Source organism: Neorhizobium sp. SOG26 (assembly GCF_003491345.1).
GTDB lineage: Bacteria > Pseudomonadota > Alphaproteobacteria > Rhizobiales > Rhizobiaceae > Neorhizobium > Neorhizobium turbinariae.
In genome coordinates this window covers 115,919-142,451 of the sequence record NZ_CP025512.1, presented here as the reverse complement: position 1 = coordinate 142,451, position 26,533 = coordinate 115,919, and the positions used below count along the sequence as shown (strand labels likewise).

Annotated in this window: 22 protein-coding genes; 11 read left to right on the top strand and 11 right to left on the bottom strand. The window is 63.6% G+C overall.

Annotated features, from left to right (window positions below; translation table 11 throughout):
• Positions 1–2 precede the first annotated feature (2 nt).
• From CYG48_RS00690 to CYG48_RS00680, 3 genes are read right to left on the bottom strand one after another with little or no spacing between them, the layout of a single operon-like run.
• Complete coding sequence (locus CYG48_RS00690; protein ID WP_118848627.1) at positions 3–2,216, bottom strand: FAD-dependent oxidoreductase; 2,214 nt, start codon at positions 2,214–2,216, stop codon at positions 3–5.
• Between the two features lie 13 nt (positions 2,217–2,229).
• Positions 2,230–3,438, bottom strand: coding sequence for an acetyl-CoA C-acetyltransferase (locus CYG48_RS00685; protein ID WP_118848626.1), 1,209 nt, complete (start codon positions 3,436–3,438; stop codon positions 2,230–2,232).
• Between the two features lie 33 nt (positions 3,439–3,471).
• Positions 3,472–5,265, bottom strand: a complete 1,794-nt coding sequence (locus CYG48_RS00680) for an acyl-CoA dehydrogenase C-terminal domain-containing protein (protein ID WP_118848625.1) — start codon at positions 5,263–5,265, stop codon at positions 3,472–3,474.
• A gap of 430 nt (positions 5,266–5,695) precedes the next feature.
• Between CYG48_RS00680 and CYG48_RS00675 the strand changes: the two genes are divergently transcribed.
• From CYG48_RS00675 to CYG48_RS00660, 4 genes are all read left to right on the top strand, one after another.
• Positions 5,696–9,598: an SEL1-like repeat protein gene (locus CYG48_RS00675; protein WP_118848624.1), complete on the top strand. Its 3,903-nt coding sequence runs from the start codon at positions 5,696–5,698 to the stop codon at positions 9,596–9,598.
• Between the two features lie 287 nt (positions 9,599–9,885).
• Positions 9,886–10,812 carry a sulfite exporter TauE/SafE family protein gene (locus CYG48_RS00670; protein ID WP_118848623.1) on the top strand — a complete coding sequence of 309 codons (927 nt, stop codon included), beginning with the start codon at positions 9,886–9,888 and terminating at the stop codon, positions 10,810–10,812.
• A complete protein-coding gene (locus CYG48_RS00665; protein WP_118848622.1) occupies positions 10,812–11,609 on the top strand; it encodes a TIGR02186 family protein in 798 nt (265 codons plus the stop codon). The genes CYG48_RS00670 and CYG48_RS00665 overlap by 1 nt, the downstream gene beginning before the upstream one ends.
• 96 nt (positions 11,610–11,705) lie before the next feature.
• Positions 11,706–12,143, top strand: coding sequence for a universal stress protein (locus CYG48_RS00660; RefSeq protein WP_118848621.1), 438 nt, complete (start codon positions 11,706–11,708; stop codon positions 12,141–12,143).
• Between the two features lie 21 nt (positions 12,144–12,164).
• Here CYG48_RS00660 and pdeM read toward each other — a convergent pair whose 3' ends face one another.
• The 5 genes from pdeM to CYG48_RS00635 form a co-directional block, all read right to left on the bottom strand.
• Entirely contained in the window at positions 12,165–12,917 is a 753-nt protein-coding gene (pdeM, locus tag CYG48_RS00655; protein ID WP_445304312.1) for a ligase-associated DNA damage response endonuclease PdeM, read from the bottom strand.
• An 11-nt stretch (positions 12,918–12,928) separates the two neighbouring features.
• On the bottom strand, positions 12,929–15,445 hold the full coding sequence (locus CYG48_RS00650) for a ligase-associated DNA damage response DEXH box helicase (RefSeq protein WP_445304344.1): 2,517 nt from the start codon (positions 15,443–15,445) through the stop codon (positions 12,929–12,931).
• A gap of 44 nt (positions 15,446–15,489) precedes the next feature.
• Positions 15,490–16,134 carry a YitT family protein gene (locus tag CYG48_RS00645; RefSeq protein ID WP_445304311.1) on the bottom strand — a complete coding sequence of 215 codons (645 nt, stop codon included), beginning with the start codon at positions 16,132–16,134 and terminating at the stop codon, positions 15,490–15,492.
• Positions 16,134–16,784 (bottom strand): YitT family protein, encoded by a 651-nt coding sequence (locus tag CYG48_RS00640; protein ID WP_245450364.1) that lies wholly within the window; start codon positions 16,782–16,784, stop codon positions 16,134–16,136. Before CYG48_RS00640 ends, CYG48_RS00645 begins: the two co-directional genes overlap by 1 nt.
• A gap of 120 nt (positions 16,785–16,904) precedes the next feature.
• On the bottom strand, positions 16,905–17,849 hold the full coding sequence (locus tag CYG48_RS00635) for a methyltransferase domain-containing protein (RefSeq protein WP_118848616.1): 945 nt from the start codon (positions 17,847–17,849) through the stop codon (positions 16,905–16,907).
• Positions 17,850–17,997: 148 nt separating this feature from the next.
• Here CYG48_RS00635 and CYG48_RS00630 point away from each other — a divergent pair, with 148 nt between their 5' ends.
• The 3 genes from CYG48_RS00630 to CYG48_RS00620 are packed head-to-tail and all read left to right on the top strand — an operon-like array spanning position 17,998 to position 20,104.
• Entirely contained in the window at positions 17,998–18,264 is a 267-nt protein-coding gene (locus tag CYG48_RS00630) for a DUF6460 domain-containing protein (protein WP_118848615.1), read from the top strand.
• A 1-nt stretch (position 18,265) separates the two neighbouring features.
• A complete protein-coding gene (locus CYG48_RS00625) occupies positions 18,266–18,748 on the top strand; it encodes a CAP domain-containing protein (protein WP_118848614.1) in 483 nt (160 codons plus the stop codon).
• A 3-nt stretch (positions 18,749–18,751) separates the two neighbouring features.
• Positions 18,752–20,104, top strand: a complete 1,353-nt coding sequence (locus CYG48_RS00620; RefSeq protein ID WP_118848613.1) for an MATE family efflux transporter — start codon at positions 18,752–18,754, stop codon at positions 20,102–20,104.
• On the opposite strand, the gene CYG48_RS00615 is transcribed toward CYG48_RS00620, so the two are convergent.
• Both CYG48_RS00615 and CYG48_RS00610 read right to left on the bottom strand, forming a co-directional pair.
• Positions 20,080–21,171 (bottom strand): quinone-dependent dihydroorotate dehydrogenase, encoded by a 1,092-nt coding sequence (locus tag CYG48_RS00615; protein WP_199925169.1) that lies wholly within the window; start codon positions 21,169–21,171, stop codon positions 20,080–20,082. The genes CYG48_RS00620 and CYG48_RS00615 overlap by 25 nt on opposite strands.
• Positions 21,168–21,518, bottom strand: a complete 351-nt coding sequence (locus tag CYG48_RS00610; protein WP_118851406.1) for a DUF952 domain-containing protein — start codon at positions 21,516–21,518, stop codon at positions 21,168–21,170. Before CYG48_RS00610 ends, CYG48_RS00615 begins: the two co-directional genes overlap by 4 nt.
• Positions 21,519–21,602: 84 nt before the next feature.
• Between CYG48_RS00610 and CYG48_RS00605 the strand changes: the two genes are divergently transcribed.
• The 3 genes from CYG48_RS00605 (at position 21,603) to CYG48_RS00595 (ending at position 23,622) form a co-directional block, all read left to right on the top strand.
• A complete protein-coding gene (locus CYG48_RS00605) occupies positions 21,603–22,034 on the top strand; it encodes a hypothetical protein (protein WP_118848612.1) in 432 nt (143 codons plus the stop codon).
• A 105-nt stretch (positions 22,035–22,139) separates the two neighbouring features.
• Positions 22,140–22,787 (top strand): response regulator, encoded by a 648-nt coding sequence (locus tag CYG48_RS00600; RefSeq protein ID WP_118848611.1) that lies wholly within the window; start codon positions 22,140–22,142, stop codon positions 22,785–22,787.
• A 169-nt stretch (positions 22,788–22,956) separates the two neighbouring features.
• Positions 22,957–23,622, top strand: a complete 666-nt coding sequence (locus tag CYG48_RS00595) for a S24 family peptidase (protein WP_118848610.1) — start codon at positions 22,957–22,959, stop codon at positions 23,620–23,622.
• Between the two features lie 31 nt (positions 23,623–23,653).
• On the opposite strand, the gene CYG48_RS00590 is transcribed toward CYG48_RS00595, so the two are convergent.
• Positions 23,654–24,550 carry a transporter substrate-binding domain-containing protein gene (locus CYG48_RS00590; RefSeq protein ID WP_118848609.1) on the bottom strand — a complete coding sequence of 299 codons (897 nt, stop codon included), beginning with the start codon at positions 24,548–24,550 and terminating at the stop codon, positions 23,654–23,656.
• A 59-nt stretch (positions 24,551–24,609) separates the two neighbouring features.
• Here CYG48_RS00590 and CYG48_RS00585 point away from each other — a divergent pair, with 59 nt between their 5' ends.
• Positions 24,610–26,532: a glycosyltransferase family 2 protein gene (locus CYG48_RS00585; RefSeq protein ID WP_118848608.1), complete on the top strand. Its 1,923-nt coding sequence runs from the start codon at positions 24,610–24,612 to the stop codon at positions 26,530–26,532.
• The last annotated feature ends 1 nt before the right edge of the window (position 26,533 follow it).

Here is a 26,533-nt window from a genome sequence, read left to right as displayed (position 1 = left end):
GCCTAAGCCGCCTTCCCCACGTTACCGTACGGGTCAAACCGCGTGTAGAAAGTCTCGCCCTTGGCGGCCATGTCCCGCAAGAGCGGGGTGGGCGCGAAGTGATCGCCGTATTGGGCCTCGAGCTTTTCCGCCAGCGCCACGAAGTTCGAAACACCCATGCCATCGATGTAAGACAGCGTGCCGCCCGTGTATGGCGCAAAACCGAAGCCGAGGATGGAGCCGACATCGGCTTCGCGCGGGTCCGTGACGATGCCTTCTTCCACCGTGCGGGCGGCTTCGAGCGCGATCGTGACCAGGAAGCGCTGCTTCAGGACATTGACGTCGACTTCAGACGCCGGCTTCTGCGGATAAAGATCCTTGAGGCCCGGCCACAGGAACTTCTTGGCGGGCTTTGCCGGATATTCGTAGAAGCCCTTGCCGTTCTTGCGGCCACGGCGATCCAGCTCGTCAACCATCTTGTCGATGAGCTTCATGTGCTCCGGCTTGACGGAGGCTTCGCCGAGATCGGCGATCGAGGCACGCATGATCTTCTGCGACAGGTCGACGGCAACCTCGTCGTTGAGCGACAGCGGGCCGACCGGCATGCCGGCCATCTTGGCGGCATTTTCGATCATCGCCGCCGGCACGCCTTCGGCCAGCATGTCATAGGCCTCGTTGATGTAACGGAAGACGCAGCGGTTGACGAAGAAGCCGCGCGTATCGTTGACGACGATCGGCGTCTTCTTGATCTTTGCGACGAAATCGAGCGCCATGGCGAGCGCCTTGTCGCCGGTCTTCTCACCCAGGATGACCTCGGTAAGCATCATCTTTTCGACCGGCGAGAAGAAATGCACGCCGATGAACTGGTCCGGGCGCTTTGAATTTTCGGCAAGACCGGTGATCGGCAGGGTCGAGGTGTTGGAGGCGAAGATGGTGGTGGGGGCAATGACCGCTTCCACCTGTTCGATGACGGCCTTCTTGACGGCGCGATCCTCGAACACGGCCTCGACCACGAGATCGACATCGGCGAGCGTGGAATAATCCGGCGTCGGGGTGACGAGCGAGAGGAGCTTTTCGCCCTCTTCCTTCGTCATGCGGCCCTTGCCGACCTGGTCAGAGACGAGCTTTTCGGAATGGGCCTTGCCCTTGTCGGCGGCTTCCTGGTCGCGGTCGATGAGGACCACCGGAATGCCGGCAGCGGCCGTGACATAGGCGATCGAGGCGCCCATGAAGCCGGCGCCGACGACGCCGACCTTTCTGATCTGCGTCTTTTCGACGCCGGCCGGGCGGCGGGCGCCTTTGCCGAGTTCCTGCATGGAGATGAACAGCGAGCGGATCATCGAGAAGGCTTCGGTGGTGCCGAGAACTTGGGTGAAGTAACGCTGCTCGACCTTGAGCGCGGTGTCGAAGGGAAGCTGCAGGCCTTCATAGACGCATTTGAGGATGGCAAGCGCGCCCGGGTAATTGCCCGCGGTTTCGCGCCGCAGGATGGCAGGCGCTGCCGGGAAGAGCTGGGCTGCCGCTGGCGTCCAGACGCCGCCACCTGGCACCTTGAAGCCCTTTTCATCCCAGGGGGCGACGGGTTTGAGGCCATCCTTGATCATCTGTTTGGCGGCCGGGATCAACTGGTCGGGCTCGACCACCTGGTGCACGAGGCCCATGGCCTTGGCGCGGCTGGCGGTGAGCGACTGGCCGGTGGTCATCATCTGCAGCGCCGACTGCGCATCGGTGAGGCGGGATACGCGCTGGGTGCCGCCGGCGCCCGGGAAGATGCCGACCTTGACCTCGGGTAGCGCGATCTTGACGGACTTTGCGTTGGAGGCGACGCGGCCGTGGCAGGCAAGCGACAGCTCGAACGCGCCGCCCATGCAGGTGCCGTTGATGGCGGAGACCCAGGGCTTGCCGTTGGTCTCGATCTTGCGCCACAGCCAGGACATGCGGCCGGCGGCCTCGAACAGCTTCTGCTTGGCGGCCTGCGGATCGCGCGCCTGTTCCTCATGCAGCATGGTGAACATGCCGCGGATCATGGTGAGGTCTGCGCCGCCGGAGAAGGTGGACTTGCCGGAGGTGAAGACGACGCCCTTGACGCCGGCATCTGCCACGGTGGCGGCGAGGATCTGTTCGATCTCCTCCATCACCTCGACGGTGAAGACGTTCATCGACTTGTCCGGCATGTCCCAGGTAACGAGCGCAATGCCATCGGCGTCGGTTTCGACGGTGAAGTTCTTGTAGGTCATCGTCAATCCTCCCTCAGACGCGTTCGATGATGGTGGCGGTGCCCATGCCCGCGCCGATGCAGAGCGTGACAAGGGCTGTGTTGAGGTCGCGGCGTTCCAGTTCGTCGAGCACCGTGCCGAGGATCATCGCGCCGGTGGCGCCGAGCGGATGGCCCATGGCGATCGCGCCGCCGTTGACGTTGATCTTGTCGTGGCTGATGTCGAAGGCCTGCATGTAGCGCAGGACGACGGCGGCGAAGGCTTCGTTGAGTTCGAAGAGGTCGATGTCGGAAAGCTGCATGCCCGAGCGCTTCAGGAGCTTTTCGGTGACGTCGACCGGGCCGGTCAGCATCAGCGCCGGGTCCGAGCCGATATTGGCGAAGGCCTTGATGCGGGCGCGGGGCTTCAGGCCCATGGACGCACCACCGTTCCTGGAGCCGAGCAGCACGGCCGCGGCGCCATCGACGATGCCCGACGAGTTGCCGGCGTGGTGGACATAACTGATCTTCTCGACTTCCGGATGCGCCTGGATGCCGACGGCTTCGAAGCCGCCCATTTCGCCCGGCATCTGGAAGGACGGGTTGAGCGACGCCAGCGCCTGCATGTCGGTCGTCGGGCGCATGTGCTCGTCCCGATCGAGGATGGTGAGGCCGTTCTGGTCCTTTACCGGGATGACGGACTTGTTGAAGTAACCGGCTTCCCAGGCCTTGCCGGCGCGCTTCTGGCTTTCCACCGCATAGGCATCAACGTCGTCGCGGGTGAAGCCGTACTTGGTGGCGATCAGGTCGGCGGACACGCCCTGCGGCATGAAATAGGCCGGGAAGTTGACCGAGGGGTCCATGTACCAGGCGCCGCCGGACATGCCCATGCCGACGCGCGACATGGATTCAACACCGCCGGCGATGACGATCTCGTCAGACCCGGCGATGACCTTGGCGGCACCGAAGTTCACCGCATCGAGACCGGAGGCACAGAAACGCGAGATCTGCATGCCGGGGGCGGAAAAGGAATAACCGGCCTCAAAGGCGGCCGCCTTCGGAATGACGGCGCCGGAATCCATCACCGGATCGACGCAGCCCATGATGATGTCGTCGACCTGGGACGTGTCCAGGCCGTTGCGGTCGCGGATCGCTTCCAGCGTCTTTGCGGCAAGGCGAACCGCCGGCACTTCGTGCAGGGATCCATCCTTCTTGCCGCGACCGCGCGGCGTGCGCACGTGGTCGTAGATGTAGACTTCGCTCATAATGTCATCTCCCTTGTGGCGCGGCGCCAGTCGTCAAAACGCTTCTGCGGCCAGTTCCATCAGTGTATCGGCGCCGGCCTCGATACGGGCCTTGCGCATGGCAGTCTCCGGCATGATCTTTTCCATGTAGAACCGTGCCGTGACGAGCTTGTTCTTCAGGTATTCCTCGCGCGGATCGCCGGCAGCCAGGCGATCCTGGGCGGCCTTGGCGATCTTGCCCCACATGTAGCCCAGCGTCACCAGGCCAAAGAGGTGCATGTAGTCGGTCGAGCCGGCACCGGCGTTGTCGGGCTTGGCCATGGCGTTCTGCATGAACCACATGGTCGACGCCTGCAGGTCGTTGAGACCCTTCTTCAGGTGCTTGGTGTAGAAGCTCATCGCTTCATCGGCGCGGTTTTCCTCGCAGAAATCGCCGATTTCCTTGAACATGGCCATGACGGCGCGGCCGCCATTCAGGGCAAGCTTGCGGCCCACGAGATCGAGCGCCTGGATGCCGTTGGCACCTTCGTAGATCATCGCGATGCGGGCATCACGGACATACTGGCTCATGCCCCATTCTTCGATATAGCCGTGACCACCGTAAACCTGCTGGGCCATGACGGCATGGTCGAAGCCCTTGTCGGTCAGCACGCCCTTGAGGATCGGAGTGGCGAGGCCAAGCAGATCATCGGCGTTCTGCCGTTCTGCCGGATCTTCCGAGCGATGGGCGATATCGGACTTCAGCGCCGTCCACAGCATGAAGGCGCGGCCTGCCTCGTTGAAGGCCTTGATGGTCATCAGCGAGCGGCGGATGTCCGGATGGACGATGATCGGGTCAGCCTTCTTGTCCGGCGCCTTCGGACCGGAGAGCGAGCGGCCCTGGATGCGCTCGCGGGCGTAGTTGACGGCGTTCTGGTAAGCCACTTCGGCGATCGACAGGCCCTGGAGGCCAACGCCGAGACGGGCCTCGTTCATCATCACGAACATGGCCGAAAGACCCTTGTTCTCCGCACCGATCAGGTAACCGGTCGCCTCGTCATAGTTCATGACGCAGGTGGCGTTGCCGTGGATGCCCATCTTTTCTTCGATCGCGCCACAGGACACGCCGTTGCGGGATCCGAGCGAACCATCCTCGTTGACGAGGAACTTCGGCACGATGAAGAGCGAGATGCCCTTGGTGCCTTCCGGCGCACCCTCGATGCGGGCGAGCACGAGGTGGATGATGTTGTCCGTCATGCCGTGTTCGCCGGCAGAGATGAAGATCTTCTGGCCGGAGATCTTGTAGGTGCCGTCGCCGGCCGGCGCGGCCTTGGTGCGCAGAAGGCCAAGGTCGGTGCCGCAATGCGGCTCGGTGAGGTTCATGGTGCCCGACCAGGTGCCTTCGACCATCTTCGGCAGGTAGGTCTGCTTCTGGGCATCCGTGCCGTGGACGAGGATCGCCGCGATCGCGCCCTGGGTGAGGCCCGGATACATCATCAGCGACATGTTGGCGGACGACATGTATTCGCCGACGGCAGCGTGCAGCGTGTAAGGCAGGCCCTGGCCCCCGAACTCTTCCGGAACGGCAAGCCCGATCCAGCCGCCCTGGCAATACTGGTCATAGGCTTCCTTGAAGCCCTTGGGCACGGAGACCGTTCCGTCGTCATGCCGCGTGCAGCCTTCCTGGTCGCCCGACAGGTTGAGCGGGAACAGCGCATCTTCCGCAACCTTGGCGGCCTCGCCGACGATCGCTTCCAGCATGTCCGGGGTTGCATCCGCAAAACCTGGCAGGTTGCCGTAACGCTCAAGACCCAGGACATCGTTCAAGATGAAAAGCGTGTCGTTAACGGGCGCCTTGTACACTGGCATGGTCGAGCTTCCTCCATATCCTCTTTGGCCGATCCTCAGCCAAGTCTCGTATGGCATAAATAATTGACGTTTGCGTAAACGTCAAACGGAGCTGGTCGGCTTTTTTGGCCCATGCGGCGCGGCCGGTGATCGATGTGAGCCGAGGGCTTCGAGCCGGGCACCCCGCGTGCACGAGATCCAGCAACACAAGGGGCAAGATCTTCCGAAAAGGTTAAAATCTTAACCGGTGTTAACGGGTTGTTTACCACGTCTGGCGAAATAGTAGGCCCTTGAAGCGGCGCAAATCATCTTTTCACGCGATGAGACCGCGACCGCCGAACGGACAGTCTTGCGTAAGGCATTTCAAAACGACTGAGAAATTCCCGAGAGTTCGCCGATGCGGCCGGGCTCTCTTGTCAGAGCGCAGGCACAAGGTCGAACGAGCGAGCACATGAACGGATCACGATCAGCCCCTTCCCGTACCGGCGACCGCTCCTCCCTGGAGGCATTAAACCGCACCATCGAGGGCCTGGAGGCAAGGATCGAAGGGCTGATGTCGGGCACGGCGCGGGATCCGCGAGCCGCCATGCAGACGCCGCCTGCTGCCCCGCGCGCGGCGAACCCCGCACGTTCTGGCGCTTTCCCGAGCGATCCGCTGGCCGAAATCCGCGAGCGCCAGCGCATGCTCAACCGCAACCGCAACAGCCAGTTCCATGACGAACCAAGGCGTGCGGCAGCACCCCGTCATGAGGCGCAGCGCGCGCCCATCCGTCCGCCGGAAGCACAGCGTGCACCGGAGCGTTACGCCCCTGCCCGCAGCGAAAACCTGCGTTATGCCGATGCGCGCCCTTCCGCGCCGCTGCCGCGTCGTGAGGAACTGCGCGGCGAGGATTTGCGCCAGCCGATCCCGGCCCGGGCGCCGGCACCGCAGGCACCACGCGTCGACCCTGCCATGCAGGAGATTGCCCAGGCGCTTGTAAGCCTGCGCCAGGAGCTGAAGCAGGATATTTCCGAAGGCGTTGCCCGGGAGATGAATGCGCTGCGCTCCGAAATCCGCTCGATCCGCTCTGTCGCCGAAGACCAGCGCTTCAACGAAGAACTGCGCAGCGACCTGACGCAGCTTGCCGAAAGCATCAACCAGCTGGGGCACCAGGCAACGCCGGAAGTGGCGGCGCTGAAGGAAGAGTTCGAGGAGCTGCGCGCCGTGATGGACGGTCTGGCGCGCGAAGACTCGGTTCGCCGGATGGAAACCCGCTGGCAGGGCCTGGAAGACCGGATGCAGGAGCAGGATTCGGCCGCGCTGCGCGAGGAACTGGTGGCGCTCGCCTACCGGATCGACGACATCAAGAGCCAGCTTGGCGAGATGAGCGACAGCCCGGTGATCCGGGCGCTGGAGCAGAAGCTGCTCGCGGTGGCCGGCGCCATGGAGCAGCTCGGCACCCGCATGCAGCCGAACGATGCCGCTTATGGCGAGCAGTTTGCGGCGCTCGACCAGCGGCTCGACGAGATCAGCCGGGCGATTGCCGCTAGCAGCCATGCTGCATCAGCCGCCCGCCTGGACCAGGCCTTCCTGCAACGCGTGGAAAGCCGCATTGGCGCGCTTGCCGAACAGATCGACATGATCGGCCAGACGGCCTACCAGCAGCCTGACCCGACCGAGGCGCTTTCGGCGCGGCTCGAAGCACTGACGGCGCGGATCTCGGACCTTGCCGACGAACAGGCGGCCATGCGGCTCGAGGAACGCCTGGAACAGCTTTCGCGCATGCTGGAGCAGAACCAGCGCCCGGCGCATGACAGCGAACTCGTTGACTACCTTGCCGACATTTCCCGCAAGATCGATGGGCTGGAGCAGGGTTCGGTCAATGACGCGCTCGGCGAGCGGCTGGATTATCTTGCCCGCCGGATCGAGGAAATGGAGATTGCGCCGCGCCTGCAGCCGGTTGAACTGCAGGCCTTCGACCGGATCGAGGACCGGCTGAGCGACATCGCATCGCGGCTCGACGAGGCGACGGCACAGCCGCGCCATGACGAGAGCGCGCTACGCAGCCTTGAAGACCAGATCGCCCATCTTTCGGTGCTGATCAGCCAGCCGCAGCCGGCGGCCGGGCTTCCGGCCGATTTCGACAACCGCATGTCGGCGATCGAAAACTACATGGCCACCAATGATGAGTATATCATCGAGGCCGCACGCCAGGCCGCCGAAACGGTGGTCGAGGCCTATTCGCGCAATGCCTCCGGCGGCGCACCGATGGCGGCGGCCGACATGGCGGCGCTCACCGCGCTCGCCGACGACCTGCGGCATCTGGAAGACCTGACCCGCTCATCCGAAGAGCGCACCCACCACACTTTCGAAGCCTTGCACGGCACGTTGGTGCAGATCGCCAACCGGCTCGATGGGATGGAAGAGCGTTTTTCGGCGCCGCCGCCGGTTTCCGACGGCGGATATACCGGGCCTGAGCGGCGCGAGCTGGCACGCGGCGGTTCTGCCAACACGGCTTTTGTGCAGGCGCCAGCCTCTCCTGAAACGGTGATGCAGGAAGAACTGGCGCATGTGGCCTGGGATCAGACATCGGACCGGACATCCGGCGGGGCATCGGCTCCGGCAGCCGCTCCCCGGGAGCAGGCTGTCGAACCGGCAGAGGACCATGCCGCCTATGCGGAGCAGCCCGAGGCAGAGAGCCGCATCGCGGCCCCGCAGGCTGCAAAGCCGAGCCTGCTGACGCAGCTTTCGCGCCGGTTCATGCCCGGCTCCAAGGCTGAGGCGGCAACGGGGAAGCGCGCCGTCGTCGATCCGACGCCGTCGCTTGATCCGACGGACGTTCTGCCGGCTGACCTGCAGAACGACCTGATCGAGCCGGGTTCGGGTGCGCCGGACGTGAAGAAGATCCTGGAGCGGGTGCGCGCCAGCCAGGCTTCCGGCGATTTCGATGCCGAGCGCTCATCCGGTGCCGCACGTGCCGATTACATTGCCGCTGCCCGCCGCGCCGCCAAGGCCGCCGCGCAGGAGGTCGATCCGTCGCAGCCGACCGCTGCCACCAAGGATTACCGCCGCGCGATGAAGAGCGCCGGCAAGCCGGCCGCTGCCGGAAAGATGTCGCAGTTTCGCAGGCCGATCCTGATGGCGGTGGGTGCGGTCCTGCTGGCGCTGATGGCGATGCCGCTTGCCCGGACGCTGACGAGCGGCTCCGAGGCTCCGTCCGCTGCCCTTCCGACCGCGCAGGTGGAAGCGCCGGCCGAGCCGGCGGTTGCCGAGATGCAGCCTGAAGCCCAACTGCCGGCGAGCGAGGACCAGGCTGCGACCGATGGTGCCGATGACATGGATTTTGCGGCAGCGGAGGCTGAGCCCCAAGCGCCGGAACCGGAGCCGGTGCAGAGCGCCAGTCGGCTTGCCGATCCCAACCTGACGAACGGCCAGCCGTCTGCCATCGAGCCGCCGGATGCAGCGCCCACGCAGCAGGATAATTTCATTGCGGCGTCGACGACCGTCGACGCGCCGATTGCCGTTCCGGCCGGGCTCGAACCGAAGTCGCTGGCTGACGCGGCGGCGGCGGGTGACCCGAACGCACTCTTCGAGATCGGTGCCCGCTATACCGATGGCCGCGGCGTAAAGGCCGACCCGTCGGAAGCAGCCAACTGGTACAAGCTTGCCGCAGACCGCGGCCTTGCGCCGGCCCAATACCGGATCGCCAACATCTTCGAAAAGGGCACTGGCGTCGCGCGCGACCTCAACAAGGCGATCAGCTATTACGAGAAGGCCGCCGAGGCCGGCAATGCCAGCGCCATGCACAATCTCGCGGTCCTTTACGCCTCCGGTGCGACGGGGCAGCCGGATTATGTCGCGGCGGTGAAGTGGTTCGCCAAGGCCGCCGACTTCGGCGTCGCCGACAGCCAGTTCAACCTCGCGATCCTTTATGCGCGCGGCAATGGCGTGAAGCAGGATCTGGAACAGTCCTACAAGTGGTTTGCCGTGGCCGCCAAGGATGGCGACCAGGACGCCGCCCAGAAGCGCGACGAAGTTGCCAATGCGATGCGCAAGGAGCAGCTCGAAAGCGCCAAGGCGAAGGTCGAAGCATGGTCGCAGCAGCCGCTCGACCCGAAGGCAAACTCGGTCGATATTCCGGATGAATGGGCAACCGGCAAGGCGGTGACCACGTCTTCCGTCGACATGGAAAAGGCGATCCGCAACATCCAGGGCATCCTGACCAAGAACGGCTTTGATGCCGGGCGCCCGGACGGCAAGATGGGGGCCAAGACGATTGCCGCGATCAAGGCCTTCCAGACGTCCGTCGGCCAGGAGCCGACCGGCAAGATCAACGACGCGCTGGTGAAGGAACTGCTGGCCCGCAACAAGTAGCGGCGGGGCAACGGGCAAAGGGGCAATGGGGGTGCGGGTAAGACGACTTACCCGGCCGAGATTGAAGATCAAGGCTATCTTAGGCACGCCTGCATGAAAGCAGGCGGTCTGCCGACAATCTTAGGCCTTCCGAATTGACTATGGCCGAGGCTGGCCGCATGACGAAGGGGTTCTTCATGCCTCGTTCATCCGGCATGTGGAAGTGATTTCGTCTTCACGAGAACGAGGGCTGCGACGAACCGTCGGGCGCTCGTTAAACGTCGTTCTGCTTGCCTCGGGATCCAGCCGTGACTGTGTACCTGCCCATCGCTGAGCTTTCGGTGAACATCTTCATCATTCTCGGAATGGGTGCGGCTGTCGGCTTCCTGTCGGGCATGTTCGGCGTTGGCGGCGGCTTTCTCATCACGCCGCTTCTGATCTTCTACAACATCCCGCCGGTGGTGGCGGTGGCGACGGGGGCCAACCAGGTCGTCGCGTCCTCCATCTCGGGCGCGATAACCCACTTCAGGCGCGGCACGCTGGACATCAAGCTCGGGACGGTGCTGCTCGTCGGGGGTCTCGCGGGCGCCACCGTCGGCGTCTGGGTCTTCTCCTGGCTGCGCCGGCTCGGCCAGCTCGACCTGTTCATCTCGCTCCTCTACGTCGTCCTCTTGAGCACGATCGGCGCGCTGATGCTGCAGGAAAGCGTGCGGGCGATGCGACGGGCCAAGAACAGCGAAAGCGCGCCGCTGAAGCGGCCCGGCCAGCACAACTGGGTGCACCGGCTGCCGCTCAAGATGCGCTTCAAGAAGTCGAAGATCTACCTGTCCGCCATCCCGGTGGTGGCGCTCGGCTTTGCGATCGGCGTGCTGACCTCGATCATGGGCGTCGGCGGCGGCTTCATCATGGTGCCGGCGATGATCTATCTCCTGCGCATCCCGACCAATGTCGTTGTCGGGACCTCGCTGTTCCAGATCATCTTCGTGACCGCCTATACGACCATGGTGCAGGCGGCGACGAACTATTCGGTCGATATCGTGCTCGCCACGATCCTGATGGTCGCCGGCGTCATCGGCGCGCAATATGGCGTGCGGGTGGGACAGAAGCTGCGCGGCGAGCAGCTGCGTGCACTGCTTGCGCTGCTCGTGCTCGCGGTTGGTATCCGCCTGGCTGTCGGCCTGGTGCTGACGCCGGATGACATCTATTCCGTTGCGGTGGGAGGCCTGTCCTACTGATGCGCCGGCTGCTTTCATCCCTTGTTGTTTTCGTCTCGCTCATCTCGCCCGCGGCCGCACAGGTGCCGTTCGGTGAAGCGTCGACGGTGAAGGAAGGGCTGGAGATCGGTGCGTCCACCAGCGAAATCGCCATCGCTTCCGACTTCCAGGGCGCTGACCTGACGATCTTTGGTGCGCTCACCAATGCCGACGAGCTGTTCCTGGCGATCGGCCAGTATGATGTCGTGGTGACGCTGGAAGGGCCGAAGGACTATGCCACGGTGCGCCGCAAGGAGCGCGTGCTCGGCATCTGGATGAACACCCAGTCGATGACCTTCGAGCAGGTGCCGGAAAGTTATTCCCTGGCCAGCACCCGGCAGATCGAAAGCATCGACGAGGCGCCGAGCCTCAACAATATCGGTGTGGGGATCGACCACCTGCCGCTGAACCCGGTCGGTTACATTCCAAATTCCGGTCTGATCGGCGAGTTTCGTGATGCCTACCGACGCCTGAAGCTCAGCAACGGGCTCTACCAGCGCGACACAAACGGTGTGCGCTTCGTGTCTTCGAGCCTGTTCCGCGCGTCGCTGAGGCTGCCGGCGAACATTCCCGATGGAATGCACATGGTGCGGGCCTATCTTTTCAAGAGCGGCGCGCTGATTGCCCAGAAGGAAATGCCTCTGCGGGTCGTCAAGACCGGCCTCGAACAGGCGATCACCGATGCCGCGCACCAGCGGCCCTTCGCTTACGGCCTGATCTGCGTGCTGATTGCCGTCATTACCGGATGGGGTGCGAGCCTGATCTTCCGCAAGGACTGATCCGTTTGAGCTGACCCGGCGATCGAGGTTGACGCACATCAATGTCGTGGGGCCGCTTGTGGCAGACGTTTCGCGCGATCAAACGGAGGCTCGATCATGTTCAAGAAAGTTCTCATTCCAACCGATGGCTCGCCGCTTTCGACGCAAGCTCTCGAGCAGGCGCTGGACTTCGCGCGCGAGATTGGCGCCGAGGCAACCGTGCTGGCCGTGATCGAGCCGCTGCAGGTCTTCACCATCAACCCGGCCGGCATGGAGATCGCCCATGCAGAATATGAACGCCGGGCGCACGAAGAGGCCGATGCATTCCTGGCCAACGCCAAGGAGGCAGCAAAGCAGCGGCAGGTTGCTTGCGACACGGTGAAGCTGGTTGGTCTCGATCCGGCCCGCTGCATCACCGAAACGGCCGAGAAGCGCAATTGCGACGTGATTGCCATGGCCTCGCACGGCCGCTCGGGCTTCAAGGCCTTCATGCTGGGCAGCGTCACCATGAAGGTGCTCGCCGGCTCCAAGGTGCCGGTGCTGATCTATCGTTGATTCTGACGCTGATCGGCTGGTTCAGCCGATCAGGTTTCCATAACGCACCGAGTAGATCCGGTCGCGCCCCAGAAGATGCGCGACCAGGGCCTCACGGTCGAAGAGGCCGTGCATGGCCTTGTGGTTGAGGTCCAGCCCGCCGGCGAACACACCAAAGGCTGGCATCAGGAGCCGCTGGCCGTCCGAGGCAAAACAGGCCCGGCGCACCGACTTTTCGCGCCGACGCACGGTGGCCGAGGGATGAAGATGGCCAGCGACCTCACCCTTGCCGGAAATCAGGCTCGGTTCGTGGCGGAACACCAGGCCGCCATAGAGCAGTTCATCCGTCGAGATGCCCGGAAGGTCCACCGTTCCATCCGGGTCATGGTTGCCGTTGATCCAGATCCAGTCGCGGCCGCGGGCCATGCTGGTGATCAGGGCGCGAAGATCGTCCGGCAGCAGCTGCGAGCCCTTGCGATCATGGAAGTTGTCGCCGAGCGACACCACGACCTTCGGATCATAGCGGGTGATAACAGCCGACAGGATGTTGAGCGTCGCAATGGTATCGTAAGGCGGCAGCATCATGCCACGGCGGGCGAAGGCCGCCCCTTTTTCCAGGTGCAGGTCGGAGACCACGAGCATGCCGAGCTCCGGCAGGTAGAGCCCGCCCAGCGGATCGCAAACGGCCGATACGCCGTGGACGACGATCTCTTCGGCACCCGAGGGGGCCGCTGTCGTGGATAAAGTTCGGGCCGCAAGGCCGATGCGGGTCAGCAAGTCGTCGTCTCTTAACATCGCAGATCGCATCAGCCCATTGCCTCCGCGATCAGTTCTTCGGCAGCCTCTTCCAGCACCGCATCATTTGCTTCACCCGGCACCGTTTCCTTGCCGATCTCCAGCATGATGGGAACGGCAAGCGGCGAAACACGGTCAAGATCGCGGTGGGTAATGTGCCCTTTGATTCGCGCCAGCATATCGCCTAGCCGGCCAATATCCAAAAGACCCGTTGCCGCATCCCTGCGCGTCGCCTCCAGCAGGATGTGATCCGGCTCGTGGGTGCGCAGCACGTCGTAGATCAGATCCGTCGACACCGTGACCTGCCGGCCCGTCTTTTCCTTGCCCGGGTGACGGCGCTCGATCAAACCGGAGATGATGGCGCAATTGCGGAAGGTCCGCTTCAGGAGGTAGCTTTCCGCAAGCCACGCTTCGAGATCGTCACCCAGCATGTCCTCGTCAAACAGGTCCGAGAGGTTCATGCGGCCACTGGCGATCATGCCGCCCATGTCGTTCATGCTGTAGACGGCGAGAGAATAATCGGTCGCGACGAAGCCGAGCGGCCGGGCACCGGCGCGCTCCAGCCGCCGCGTCAGCAGCATGCCGAGCGTCTGGTGGGCGAGCCGGCCTTCGAAACAGTAGGCGATCATGAAGAAGCGCTTGCCGCGCGGAAAAGTCTCGATCAGCAGCTCGTCGCGTTTGGGGATCATCGACCGCTCTCGCTGGATGGCGAGCCAGTCATGCACCTGGTCGGGCAGGACGTCCCAGCGATCGGGATCGGCCAGCATGGAGCGCACCTGGTCCGCAAGATAGGTCGTCAGCGGAAACTTGGCACCGGCATAGGCCGGGATCATGGGGTCGGTGGAATAGGTGGTGGATACGAGACATTCGTTCTCGCGGATGGTCTCGAACCGCAGCACCTTGCCGGCGAACAGAAAGGTATCACCTGGGCGCAGCTGTTCGAGGAACTGCTCTTCCACCTTGCCGAGCGACATGCCGCCCCGCCCGAGCGTGCCGGTGGCGCTGCGCCTGACGAGGCGCACATTGAGCTCCGTCGCCTCGACGATGGTGCCGATGTTGAGCCGGTATTGCTGCGCGACATGCGGGTTCGACACCCGCCACTTGCCCTCCGGCGTCTTGCGGATCTTGGCGTAACGCTCATAGGCGCGCAGCGCGTATCCGCCGGTCGCGACAAAATCGACGATGCGCTCGAACATCTCCCAGGAAAGGCCGGCATAGGGCGAGGCGCTGATGATCTCGTCGTAGAGCTCGAGCGGATCGAAGGGTTCGGCGCAGGCCATGCCGAGAACATGCTGGGCGAGCACATCGAGCGCGCCCTCGCCGACGGGCGGCGTATCCTGGGCGCCAAGGTAATTCGCATCGAGCGCTGCCTGGCATTCCATGACCTCGAAGCGGTTGCCGGGAACGAGGATCGCCTTCGAGGGCTCGTCCATGCGGTGGTTGGCGCGGCCGATGCGCTGCGCAAGCCGCGAGGCGCCCTTTGGTGCACCGATATGGATGACGAGGTCGATGTCGCCCCAGTCGATGCCCATGTCGAGCGTCGAGGTGGCGACGACGGCGCGCAGGCGGTTTTCAGCCATCGCGGCTTCCACCTTGCGCCGCTGCCCGGCATCAAGCGAGCCGTGGTGGAGCGCAATCGCGAGGTTGTCGTCATTGGCGTTCCAGAGCGCCTGGAACAGGAATTCCGCCTGGAAGCGGGTGTTAACGAAGATCAGCGTCGTGCCGTGGTTCCTGATCTCGCGGTAGACATCGGCAATCGCATAAGCCGAGACATGCCCGCCCCAGGGAATACGGCTTTCGGTGCCGAGGATGCTGATGTTGGGCGCCGCACCACCCGTGACATGGACGAGGCCGGCGGGTGGCGCCGGGTTTTCCCCTTGCGGCACCAGCCAGCGCTGCAGTTCCATCGGATCGGCGACGGTGGCCGAGAGGCCGATCGTCTGCATGCCGGGCGCATGGCGGCGGATGCGCGCGAGCCCGAGCGACAGAAGATGGCCGCGCTTGGAGGTGACGAGCGAGTGCAGTTCATCCAGGACGACGTATTTCAGGTCCTTGAAGAAGCGCTCCGCTTCCTTGTTGGCGAGCAGCAGCGCCACCTGTTCGGGTGTCGTCAGGAGAATGTCGGGCGGGTTGAGCTTCTGGCGCTGGCGTTTGGACTGCGACGTGTCGCCGGTGCGGTTCTCGACCGTGACGGACAGGCCCATCTCGGTGACGGGCTTCATCAGGTTGCGCTCGATATCGACCGTCAGCGCCTTGAGCGGCGAGATGTAGAGCGTGTGGATGCCGGTGAAGGCCGAGCCGGGCGGGACCTTGCCGCGGTGGACGAGATCGGTGAGCGAGGGCAGGAAACCGGCGAGCGTCTTGCCGGCTCCGGTGGGCGCAATGAGCAGCATGTTCTCGCCGCCCTGCGCGCGCGCCAGAAGCTCCAGCTGGTGGGCGCGCGGGGCCCAGCCCTTTTCGGCGAACCATTTGAGGAACGGCCGGGGCAGAGTGGCGGCGTCGCGGCCGGGGGATGGGGTCTCGATCAGGTCCACGACGGTTAAGATAAGCCGTCGGCGTGGAATAAGAAGAGCTACCGGACGATGTAGCGGTCGGCGCGGTGGTTGATCGCAAGCGTCAGGTTCAAGGTGACGGCCGCGAGCACCGAGCAGGCGATAACGGCGGGGCTTGCGACAAAGAAGGAGAGGATCAGCACGACGCAATCCAGCCCGAGCTGGACGAAGCCGGCGCGCCACCCGAAACGGTCCTGCAGGTAGAGCGCCAGGATGCCGAAGCCGCCGAGCGAGGCGCGATGGCGAAAGAGCACCAGCATGCCGCAGCCCATGAGCAGGCCGCCGAACACCGCCGCCGTGATCGGCTCGACGGAGCTGACCGTGATGAGCTGCGGCAGGATGCTGGTGAGGATCGCCGTCAGGGCAACGGCGGCAAAGGTCTTCACCGTGAAGGCAAGGCCAAGGCGGCGACAGGCCAGCCAGTAGAACGGCAGGTTGAGGATAAAGAAGGCGGCGCCAAAGCTGATGCCGGTGGAATAGCGCAGCAGGAAGCCGAGGCCGGCGGTGCCGCCGACCATCAGTTGCGCCGTGGCAAGCAGCGTGACGCCAAGCGCCGCCAGCATGCTGCCGGCGGCGACGCCCTGGATATCCTCCAGCAGCGAATGCCTTTCCGGGCTCGAGGACCAGAAGCCGACGGGTGTCTTCATGGGATTTTGGAATGTCATCAACGCACCACGATATATCGGTCGGACCGGTGATTGATCGTCAGCAGCAGGTTGAGGACGACGGCGCTGACCAGGGACCAGAGCACGGTGACTGGGCTGACGACAAAGAAGGCCGCGACCATGACGCAAAGATCAAAGCCGAGCTGGACGAGGCCGGCGGGGATCTTGAACCTGTCCTGCAGGTAGATGGCGAGGATGCCGATGCCGCCGAGCGAAGCGCGGTGCCGGTACATGCCGAGCAGGCCGTAGCCGATCAGGATGCCGCCAAGCAGGGCCGCCCAGAACGGGTCGAGATATTCGATGACCAGGAAACGCCGCTCGAGTTCGGTGATGACCGAGACGACGAGGATGGCGACAAACGTCTTCAGCGAGAAGCCGAGCCCGAGGCGCTTGAAGGAGAGGTAGTAGAACGGCAGGTTGACGAGGAAGAAAAGCAGGCCGAAAGGAAGGTCAAAGGCATAGTGCAGCAGGAAGGCGACCCCTGCCGTGCCGCTGGTTAGAAGCCCGACCTGATTGAGGAAGTAGAGGCCGAGCGCTACCGTCATGGCACTGATGAAGATGCCTTGTGTATCTTCGAGAGGCGTATGCTTCGACGGGTCTGCGCTATAGAAGCCAATACTGCGCTTCTGCACCTGCTCGCTCTGCGCCAAAGGCCATTCCTTCCGGATCATCTCGTCACGACTTGAAAATATTGCACTGCAATATTCCGCCCCGCAAGGCAGTTCAACCGCCTGCATGCGCAAGACATAAATCCGCAATAAATGCTGCGTTCAGGCGCCCAGGCGCGACAGAAACAGAATGCCGCGGACCGGATTTCCGCCATCGGTGCGGATCACGGTGCGCTGCAACTCGGCCAAGGTGAAGCCGTGCTGGGCAAGCAACATCTCGATATAGGCTTGCGAATGGGCATAACGCAGGCTCTCGCGCAGCACGAAACCACCGTCTGACCCGGCATCCTCGACAGAAAAGGCGAAGAGCCCGTTCGGGCGCAAAAGCGCCGTGACCAGAGGAAACACGGTTTCAAGAGAACCGAGATACATCAACACGTCGGCTGCCGAGACGAGATCGGCGCGATGAAGGCCAAGATTTTCGGAAAAGAGGCCAGCCTCGTGGTGCGGCAGGCTCAGGTCCGCCTGGCCGAGATGGTCATAGACGGCCTTCTGTTCGGCCCGCACCAGCATGTTGGCGGAGATGTCGAAGCCCTCGAGCCGCGTCACGGAGCTGCGGATGGCTTCCCCCAAAAGGCCAGTACCGCATCCAAGGTCAACGACATAATCGAACGGCGCATGGGGCGCGACGAGTGCTGCAAGCTTCTCCGGCACTGAGTAGTTGAGCTTCTCGACCAGCGCGGTATCGAAACGATCGGCATAATCGTCGAACAGGCTTTCGATATAACCGCTCGGCGGCAGGTCGGGCACGCTCTCCTCGCCAAGCAGCGCGAGCTTCAGCGTGGCGCCGAACACGTCTTCGGGCTCGAGCTCAAGCGTCTGACGGTATGCGTCGGCGGCATCGGGACGGCCAGCCTTTTCCCGGTATTCCCCGAGCAGGAACCAGCCGGCTGCCCAATGCGGCGAAAGCTCGAGCGCCTGCTCGATCAGTTCGGCGGCGGCGGCATGATCGCCGGCCTCGGCCAGCATGCGGGCATAATCTACGCGGCGGTCGGCAAGGACGTCCCCCGAGGAGAACTGATTAAAGGCAGAAGATGTGGGGGCCATGTGGTTTTCCGGAGGAATTGCCTGCTATTGCCGAAGCCACAAAAAAACTCAAGTTCTATCTGAGAGGCGGAGCAGAGCCATCGCTGCTTGCCCGGCGCATCCGTGGCGGCTATGGCACAGTACTTGGCATCAGTAGTGGAGACTTTGAATGGCGGATGGGGTGAACAGGTTTCTCGGTGATACGCCGGCGCGCACGATCATCAAGCTGATCGTCGTGTGCCTGATCGTCGGTTTCGTTCTCGCCATCTTCGGCTTTACGCCCGACAACATCATCGACACGATCCGCTACTGGTTCCTCGACCTCTGGTACAACGGCTTCCGGGCACTTGGCCGCGTTGGCGACTATCTCGTGCTGGGCGCGATCATCGTCATTCCGATCTTCCTCGTGATCCGCCTCCTGAGCTACCGCCGCTAAGATGACCTTGAACACCACGGCCTCGCGCCGCCGCTTCCTTTTCCTCTCCGGTCTCGGCCTGATCGCCGGCTGTTCCACCACTTCGGTGCTCACACCGACGCCGGGCGTCGAGGATCATACGGCTGCCGCCCTGCCGATCGTCAACAAGCTGCGACAGGCCAAGGGTCTCCCTGCCCTTTCAAGCAATGGACCAGCGCGCAAGGCTGCCGCGGTGCAGGCGATCCGCATGGCAAAGGCCGACCAGATGAAGCACCTGATCGGGCTCGGCGACGATTTCGCAAGCCGCATGAAGCGCTCCGACGTATCGCTGCCGGCGGCAGAAAACATCGCCACCGGCCAAAGCTCGGTGGAAGCCGCCGTCCAGGCCTGGATCGATTCGCCCAAGCACCTGCACAACATGCTCGGCGGCTTCAGCGGCCTGGGCGTTGCTGTTGCCAAGGCAAAGGACGGACGTCCCTACTGGGCCATGGTGCTGTCCGGCTAAACCATGCAGCAAGCATCCTCGGAAGCGACCGCGATCAAGCCATTTCCCGTGACGCACCGCCTGGTGCTCGGCATCGCGATCCCGATGACGCTCGGTTTTCTCACGACACCGCTGCTCGGCCTGACAGACACGGCCGTCGTCGGGCATCTGGGCAAGCCGGAAGCGCTGGCGGGCCTTGCCATCGGCGCGATCCTCTTCGACCTCATTTATGGAAGCTTGAGCTTCCTGCGCACCTCGACAACCGGGCTCGTGGCGCAGGCTTTCGGGCGCGGCGACCGGCGCGAACAACAGGCGGTGTCCTGGCGAGCGCTGCTGAGTGCAATGGCGCTTGGGCTCGTGATGCTGGCGCTGGCGCCGCTGATCCTTGCCTTTGCGCCGGACCTGATGACAAGCGATCCCGCTGTCGCGGCCGTGACACGCCAGTATTTCGGCATCCGGGTGCTGACGAGCCCCGCGACTTTCGCCAACTTCGCCATCCTCGGTTTCGTGCTGGGGCGCGGCCAAGGCGTGATGGGGCTGGTGCTGCAGATCATCCTCAACGGCACGAACATCGTGCTCGCCATCCTGCTCGGCCTCGTGCTTGGTTATGGTGTCGCCGGCGTCGCCTGGTCGACGGCGATCGCCGAAGTCACGGCCGTCGTCATCGGCCTGGCCCTGGTTAGCCGTGAGTTTCGCTCCGGCGAACGACCAAGCCGCGCAGAGCTGTTTGATCCGGCCAAGCTGAAACAGCTGTTCCAGATGAATGCGGATATTCTCATCCGCTCGCTGGTGCTGAACGCCGCCTTCACGCTGCTTACCCGCGTCGGATCAAGCTTCGGGGCCGTGACGCTGGCAGCCAATGCCGTGCTGATGAACATCTTCATGCTGTCCGCCTTCTTCCTCGACGGACTGGCCGGGGCTGCCGAACAACTGGCGGGTCGCGCCGTGGGTGCGCAATACCGCCCATCCTTCGATCGGGCGCTGAAGCTCACCGGCCTCTGGTCCTTCGCGATGGCTGCGGCTGTCGGTGTGTTCTTCCTCGTCTTCGGCCAGCCGATCATCCACCTGCTGACGACATCCGATACGGTGCGGCAGGAAGCCTACGTCTATCTCGGATGGGCGGCGCTGACGGGCCTGACGGGGGCTCTCGCATTCCAGATGGATGGCGTCTTCATCGGCGCCACCTGGTCACGCGAGATGCGCAACATGATGCTGCTGTCGTTTGTCGGCTATTGCGCCAGCCTGGCGGTGCTGGTGCCATGGATCGGCAATCACGGGCTGTGGCTATCGCTCAACCTGTTCCTGCTGATGCGGGGCTTCTTCCTCGCCGCGATGGTGCCGCGCAAGGCGCGTCAGAGTTTCGTCGCCGCCCACTGATCGACGCGGCTGTCGCGCAGCTGCCGGATGCTTGAGACCTTCTCCCGGTCCAGCAAGCCGGACAGGCCCTTGACGATGGCAGACGCCAGGCCCGGCCCCTCATAGACCATGCAGGAGTAAAGCTGCACGAGGTCGGCGCCGGCGCGGATCTTTTCCAGCGCATCCTCAGCGCTTCCAACGCCGCCGACACCGATGAGCGGCAGGTCGACACCGACGCGCTGGCGCATCTTGGCAAGCACGGCGGTGGACCGCTTGAACAGGGGCGCGCCGGAGAGGCCACCCGTTTCCTTCGACTCCACCTGGTTCTTCAGCCCGTCGCGCGCCAGCGTCGTGTTGGAGACGATCAGCCCGTCGAGCGGATGCGAGCCCGCTTCGGCGGCAATGTCATCGAGCCCCTCTTCGGTGAGGTCCGGGGCGATCTTGAGGAAAACCGGGACCGAGCGGCCATGCCGCAAGGCTTCCTCGGCCCGTGCGGCAAGCACGGCATCAAGCAGCGCCTTCAGGCTTTCCCGCGCCTGGAGATCGCGAAGTCCCGGCGTGTTCGGCGAGGAGATGTTGACGGTGAAATAGGTGGCGTGGGCATAAAACCTGGCGATGCCGGCGACATAATCGGCGATGCGATCTGACGCGTCCTTGTTGGCGCCGATGTTGACGCCAAGGATGCCGGGCGCCTTGCCACGCGCGGCAAGCCGCCGGAGTGCCGCCTCATGGCCTTCGTTGTTGAAGCCGAGACGGTTGATGACGCCGCGGTCTTCGATGAGGCGGAAGATGCGGGGCTTGTCGTTGCCGGCCTGGGGCTTCGGCGTCAGCGTGCCGACTTCCGTGAAGCCGAAACCGAGCCGCAACATGGCATCCGGAACCTCGGCATTCTTGTCATAACCGGCGGCAAGGCCAATCGGATTTGGGAAGCGGATGCCGGCCACCGTCTGCACCAGCCGCGGATCCTCGGCCAGGCGGCAGGGCGGGATGAGGCCGCTTTTCAGCGCCTTGATCGACAGGCCATGGGCCGTTTCCGGATCAAAGGTGAAGAGACCACGGGAGGCTATCCCGGCCAGGCGGCCGATCACGGCATTTTCTCCGGAAAGGCATGCTCGCCATCCACGCCGACGAGCAGCGGCATTTCCCAGAGCACCGCCTTCAGCGACAGCGGCGCATAGAGATGCGGAAAGAGGTCGCCGCCGCGCGAGGGCTCGAACTTCAGGGCGTCGCCCAAGGCATGGACGTTGAGCGCCACCAGGATCAGCCCGGTGACGCCGGCAAAATGCAGCCGCGCCGTTTCCTTGGCCTGCGTTCCGGTCGACAGATGGATGTAGCCATCCTTGCGGTCGATCTCAGCGCCTTCGAAAACGCCTGTTTCCTTGGCCTGGCGCCAGAGCGTTTCCGGCACGATCTTGTACACTATATCCGTCATCATCAGCTTCCGGCAGATCTCTTGTTGTCGGACCGTTTGCCGCAAAGCCCGGCGCTTGTCCACCGGAACCATGAGGAGGACTGCAAGATGAAACTGGCTCTCTCGATCCCGATCGCGCTTCTGCTGTCGGTCAGTGCGCATGCGCAACAGGCTGAGACAAAAGCAGATTCGGCGCCTTCTACCAATCGCTTCCAGCTGGAGCGGACCGAAAAGGGCGTGGTGCGGCTCGACACGCAGACGGGCGCCATGACACTTTGCCGCGACGAGAACGGCGTACTGGCCTGCCGGATGCAGCCGGATGAGCGGGCTGCCTACGAACAGGAACTGGAGCGGCTTGAAAAACGGGTGACGGCGCTCGAGGAGCGCCTGAGCCACACGCCGCCCAATGCGCTGCCCACCGATGAAGAAGTCGACCGGTCGCTTTCGATCATGGAACGGTTCCTGCGCACCTTCATGGGCATTGTCGGCGAGTTTCAAGACAAGCGGGACGCCCAGAAACCGCAGCCGGACCGCACGTGACTGTTCTACTTGTGTCTGCGGGGCTACTTGTGTCTGCGGGACGAGAGGTTTACAACCTCCGTTACTAGAGGCAGCACGACTATGCTCTTGGGAGGGGGCGTGGGCATGCAGACACTGACAATCATCATTGCAGACGACCACCCTCTGTTTCGCGGTGCGCTGAGCCAGGCTCTTCAAGGCATGGCGGAAGAGCTGGTGATCATCGAGGCCGGCGATTTCGAAGCCGCCCGACGTGCCGCCCAAAGCAATACCGATACGGATCTCATGCTGCTGGACCTTGCGATGCCCGGCGTCAGCGGCTTTTCCGGCTTGATGAGTCTCAGGGCCGAATTCTCCGCGCTGCCGATCGTGATCGTGTCCGCGACCGACGACGGCGCGACTGTGCGCCGTGCGCTCGATCTCGGGGCTTCCGGCTTCATCTCCAAATCCTCGGGCCTCGACGACATCCGCTCCGGCATCCATGCCGTGCTGGAAGGCGATATATGGGCGCCGAAGACGGACCTTTCCGCAGTGGAAGAAGACCCCGGCATGACCGATCTGGTAGAAAGGCTGAAGACGCTCACGCCCCAGCAGAGCCGCGTGCTCGCCATGCTGGGCGAAGGGCTGCTCAATAAGCAGATCGCCTACGAGCTTGGCGTCTCGGAAGCCACCATCAAGGCGCATGTCTCGGCCATCCTCTTGAAGCTCAATGTCGACAGCCGCACCCAGGCAGTGATCAAGCTCAGCAAGATCAATACGGCGCTCGTGGCCTGACTTTCGATACAGGATTTTATTCCTCTAAGACCCTTTACGGAACACGCTGCCCCCGCTACATTTAGGGGGTAGGCTCTGGGCATCGGCATGAGATGCAGGGCAGGTTTCGCTTGGAAGTGTCGCGACGGCTGGGGGTTCAGGCGTCTGCCGATCACGGGTTACGGTCAAGATGTTGTCACACGATACGATCTGGAACGCGATCGATACGCTTGCCGAACGCCATCAACTAACGCCTTCCGGGCTTGCCCGACGGGCGGGACTCGACCCGACGTCCTTCAACAAATCCAAGCGTTTGGGGCCTGACGGGCGGCTGCGCTGGCCCTCGACGGAATCGATTGCCAAGGTCCTGGAGGCGACGGGCGCGACCGTCGACCAGTTCATGAGCTACCTGCCTTCGGCGGGCGGCCGCAACGTGCTGCCCGAGGGGAACTTCCCGCCGCAGGGCGGGACCATTCCCCTGCTCGGATTTGCCCAGGCGGGTGCCGGCGGTTTTTTCGACGACGGTGGTTTTCCCGCCGGCCAAGGCTGGGATGTCGTTGAGTTTCCGGTCGACCCGTCCCGCAAGAGCGGGGTTTATGCGCTGGAAGTCCAGGGCGAATCCATGATGCCGCTCTACCGCGACGGCGACGTGCTGATCGTCGAGCCGGGCGCCCAGGTGCGGCGCGGCGACCGCGTGGTGCTGAAGACGAAGGAGGGCGAGGTGATGGCCAAGGTGCTCGCCCGCCAGACGGCGAAGACGGTGGAACTGGTGTCGCTCAACCCCGAGCACCCGAACCGCAGCTTTGATCTGGCCGAAGTGGACTGGATGGCGCGGATCATCTGGGCCAGCCAATAAGCAGACAGGAATATATGCCTCGGGCTGCGGCCTAATAGAGACCGTGCGGGAAATAACGCAGGTAGATATCCTGTAGCCGGCCGTTGCGCGACAGGACGCTCAAGGCCTGATCGAAGGCGGCGGGAAGCAACGGATCACTCTTGGCGAGCATGACCGCCACCCCTTCCCCCAGGAACTTCTCCGACAGATAAGGCCCGTCGAACAGGGCGCAGCAGTTGGCCGATGCTTCGCCGGCGACCCAGAAGGGCAGCCGCAAGCCATCTGCAAACACCGCATCCACCTGATGCGACTTCAACGCCTCAAGCATGGCATCGGCATTGTCGAACGGTTTTGGGGTGAGCTTCGGGAAGAAGGCCTTCAGCATCGCCTCATGGGTCGTGCCACCGACGACGCCGACAGTCTTTTCGGCCAATGCGGTCGCGGCGGGGCCTTCCAGCTTGACCTCCTTGTGCCGGGCAAAACGCGCCGGGATGCCGAGATATGGGCGGGTGAAGTTGAACCGCGTGCGCCGCTCCGGCGTGATCGCGATGCCGGCCATCACCGCCTCGCCGGCGCCGCTTTCCAGCGCCTTTTCCAGCTCATCAAAGGGCATGGCCTGGATCTGGCACTTGGCCTCGATCTTCAGCTCGGTGCAGATCTCGCGGGCGAGATCAACGTTAAAGCCGGCAAGCCGTCCGGTCTGGTCCGCAAAGTTGAAGGGCGGGAAATCGGCGCTGGTGAGGATACGGACACGCACCACGGACGAGAGATCCGGCCGCGACAGGCGCTCGCGCGCGTCAAACATCAGCGGAAGCATGGTTTCTTCCGCGGCGGATGCCGGGATGTGACTTGCCAGTAGTAGGCCGGAAAACAGGCCCGCCTTGATGAGACGGAGCGGCGAAAGGTTAAGAAACCCCAAACTTTTGAGGGATGCGCTCCAAGCGGGCATGTTTATGATCCTTAACAGGACAGGGTGGATTATCCACTTGCGGGCGGTGTAACAGAGTCATGCGTTTAGGGGAATATCCACCGGCGCCGCAGTCGCCGCAAGATCTGACGCCGGCGCCACCTGCCGAACCGCTCGAGCCCGACGGGGTACAGGCGGCTGCACCCGACGACCCCTCCTACCTCGCGCTACGGGCGCTCGGTTTCTCCAAGCCGCTGCTCGCCTCGCTTTCCTTGAAAGCCGAACAACACGGAACGAGCCTCGAAGACGAACTGCTTCACAGCGGGCTGGTGACCGAGAAAGCCTATTACGGGGCGATGGCGCGCTTCCTTCGCCTGCCCTTTGTCGACCGGATCGACCCCGACAGCGTGCTCGATATTCTCAATCTCGACACGCAGTTCCAGCGTCCGCTGCAGGTCAGCATCCATTATCAGTATCGGCCGCGGCAGACGGCGATGGTGCCGGAAGCTGCAACGCTCGCAGACCGCGCCGCCTCGCTCGAGGTGATGCCGCAGTTGCGGCAGAACCTGGTGGTTACCACCCCATCTGCCATTCGCGAGGCCGTGTGGAGGGCGGGGGCGCAGCGCCGCGTCCGCCATACCGTCACCGACCTTTTCGATCGCACGCCGGATTTTTCCGCCCGAACGGTGATGACCGGGCGCCAGGGCTTTTATGGGGGCCTGGCGCTTGCGGTGCTGCTTTCAGCCCTGGTGGTGGCGCCGTTCGAAACGCTCTACATCCTGCATGTGACGCTGTCGCTCACCTTCTTCGCCTCGCTTTTATTGCGTTTCGCGCCCATCGGGCTCGGCTCTAATACGCAGATCGAGCGTTACCGCCAGGAGCCGAGCGGGCCGCTGCCACGATACACGGTGATGGTGGCGCTTTACCACGAGGCAGAGGTGGCGGCACAATTGATCGAGAGCCTGCGGCGGATCGAGTGGCCGCGGTCGCTTCTCGACATCAAGCTCGTTTGCGAGGCGGATGACCGCGAGACGATCGACGCGCTGCGGGCACTGCGGCTGGAGCCGCATTTCGAGATTGTCGAGGTGCCGGATTTCGGTCCGCGCACCAAACCGAAGGCGCTGACCTACGCGCTTGCCGCCGCCCGCGGAGAGTTTCTCGCCGTCTATGATGCGGAAGATCGCCCGCATCCGCAGCAATTGCGCGAGGCCTATCGTCACTTCCGCAATGTGCCGAAGCGTATAGCCTGCCTGCAGGCGCCGCTGATCATCAGCAATGCCAGGGACAGCTGGATCAGCGCGAACTTCTCCATGGAGTATTGCGCGCTATTCCGGCGACTGCTGCCGATGCTGGCGAGCCTGCGGCTGCCCTTGCCGCTCGGTGGCACCTCCAACCATTTCCGGACCGAGGTGCTGCGCGAGGTGGGTGGCTGGGATCCGTTCAACGTCACCGAAGATGCCGATCTCGGCATGCGGCTCTACCGTCTGGGCTACCGGTCCGAGACCTTGATGCGCCATACGTTCGAAGACGCGCCAGTGACGGCGAAGGTCTGGATCGGCCAGCGCAGCCGCTGGTTCAAGGGCTGGCTGCAGACATGGCTGGTGTTGATGCGCGCACCGCAACGGCTGGTGCGGGAGATGGGACTGGGCGCCTTTTTGATCTTCCAGTTGATGATTGGCGGCATGCTGATGTCCTCGCTGCTGCATCCGCTGATCTTCCTGTTCATCGGCATGGGGATCGCGGCCATGCTCCAGGCGCCGACAAGCGAGCTTCCGCTCGATGCCGCGGTGCTTTTCGGCATCGACCTCACCAATATCCTCGGCAGCTATACCCTGTTTCTGGCGCTCGGCATGAGCACCATGACCACGACTGAGAAAACCAGGATCGGGCGCCGCTGGCGGTGGTTGCCGATCTACTGGCTGATGATTTCGGGAGCCGCCTGGAGAGCGGTCTACGAATTGCGTTTCAAGCCGTTCTACTGGAACAAGACGCCGCACATTCCGTCGAGAAAGCCGGCGGATTAAG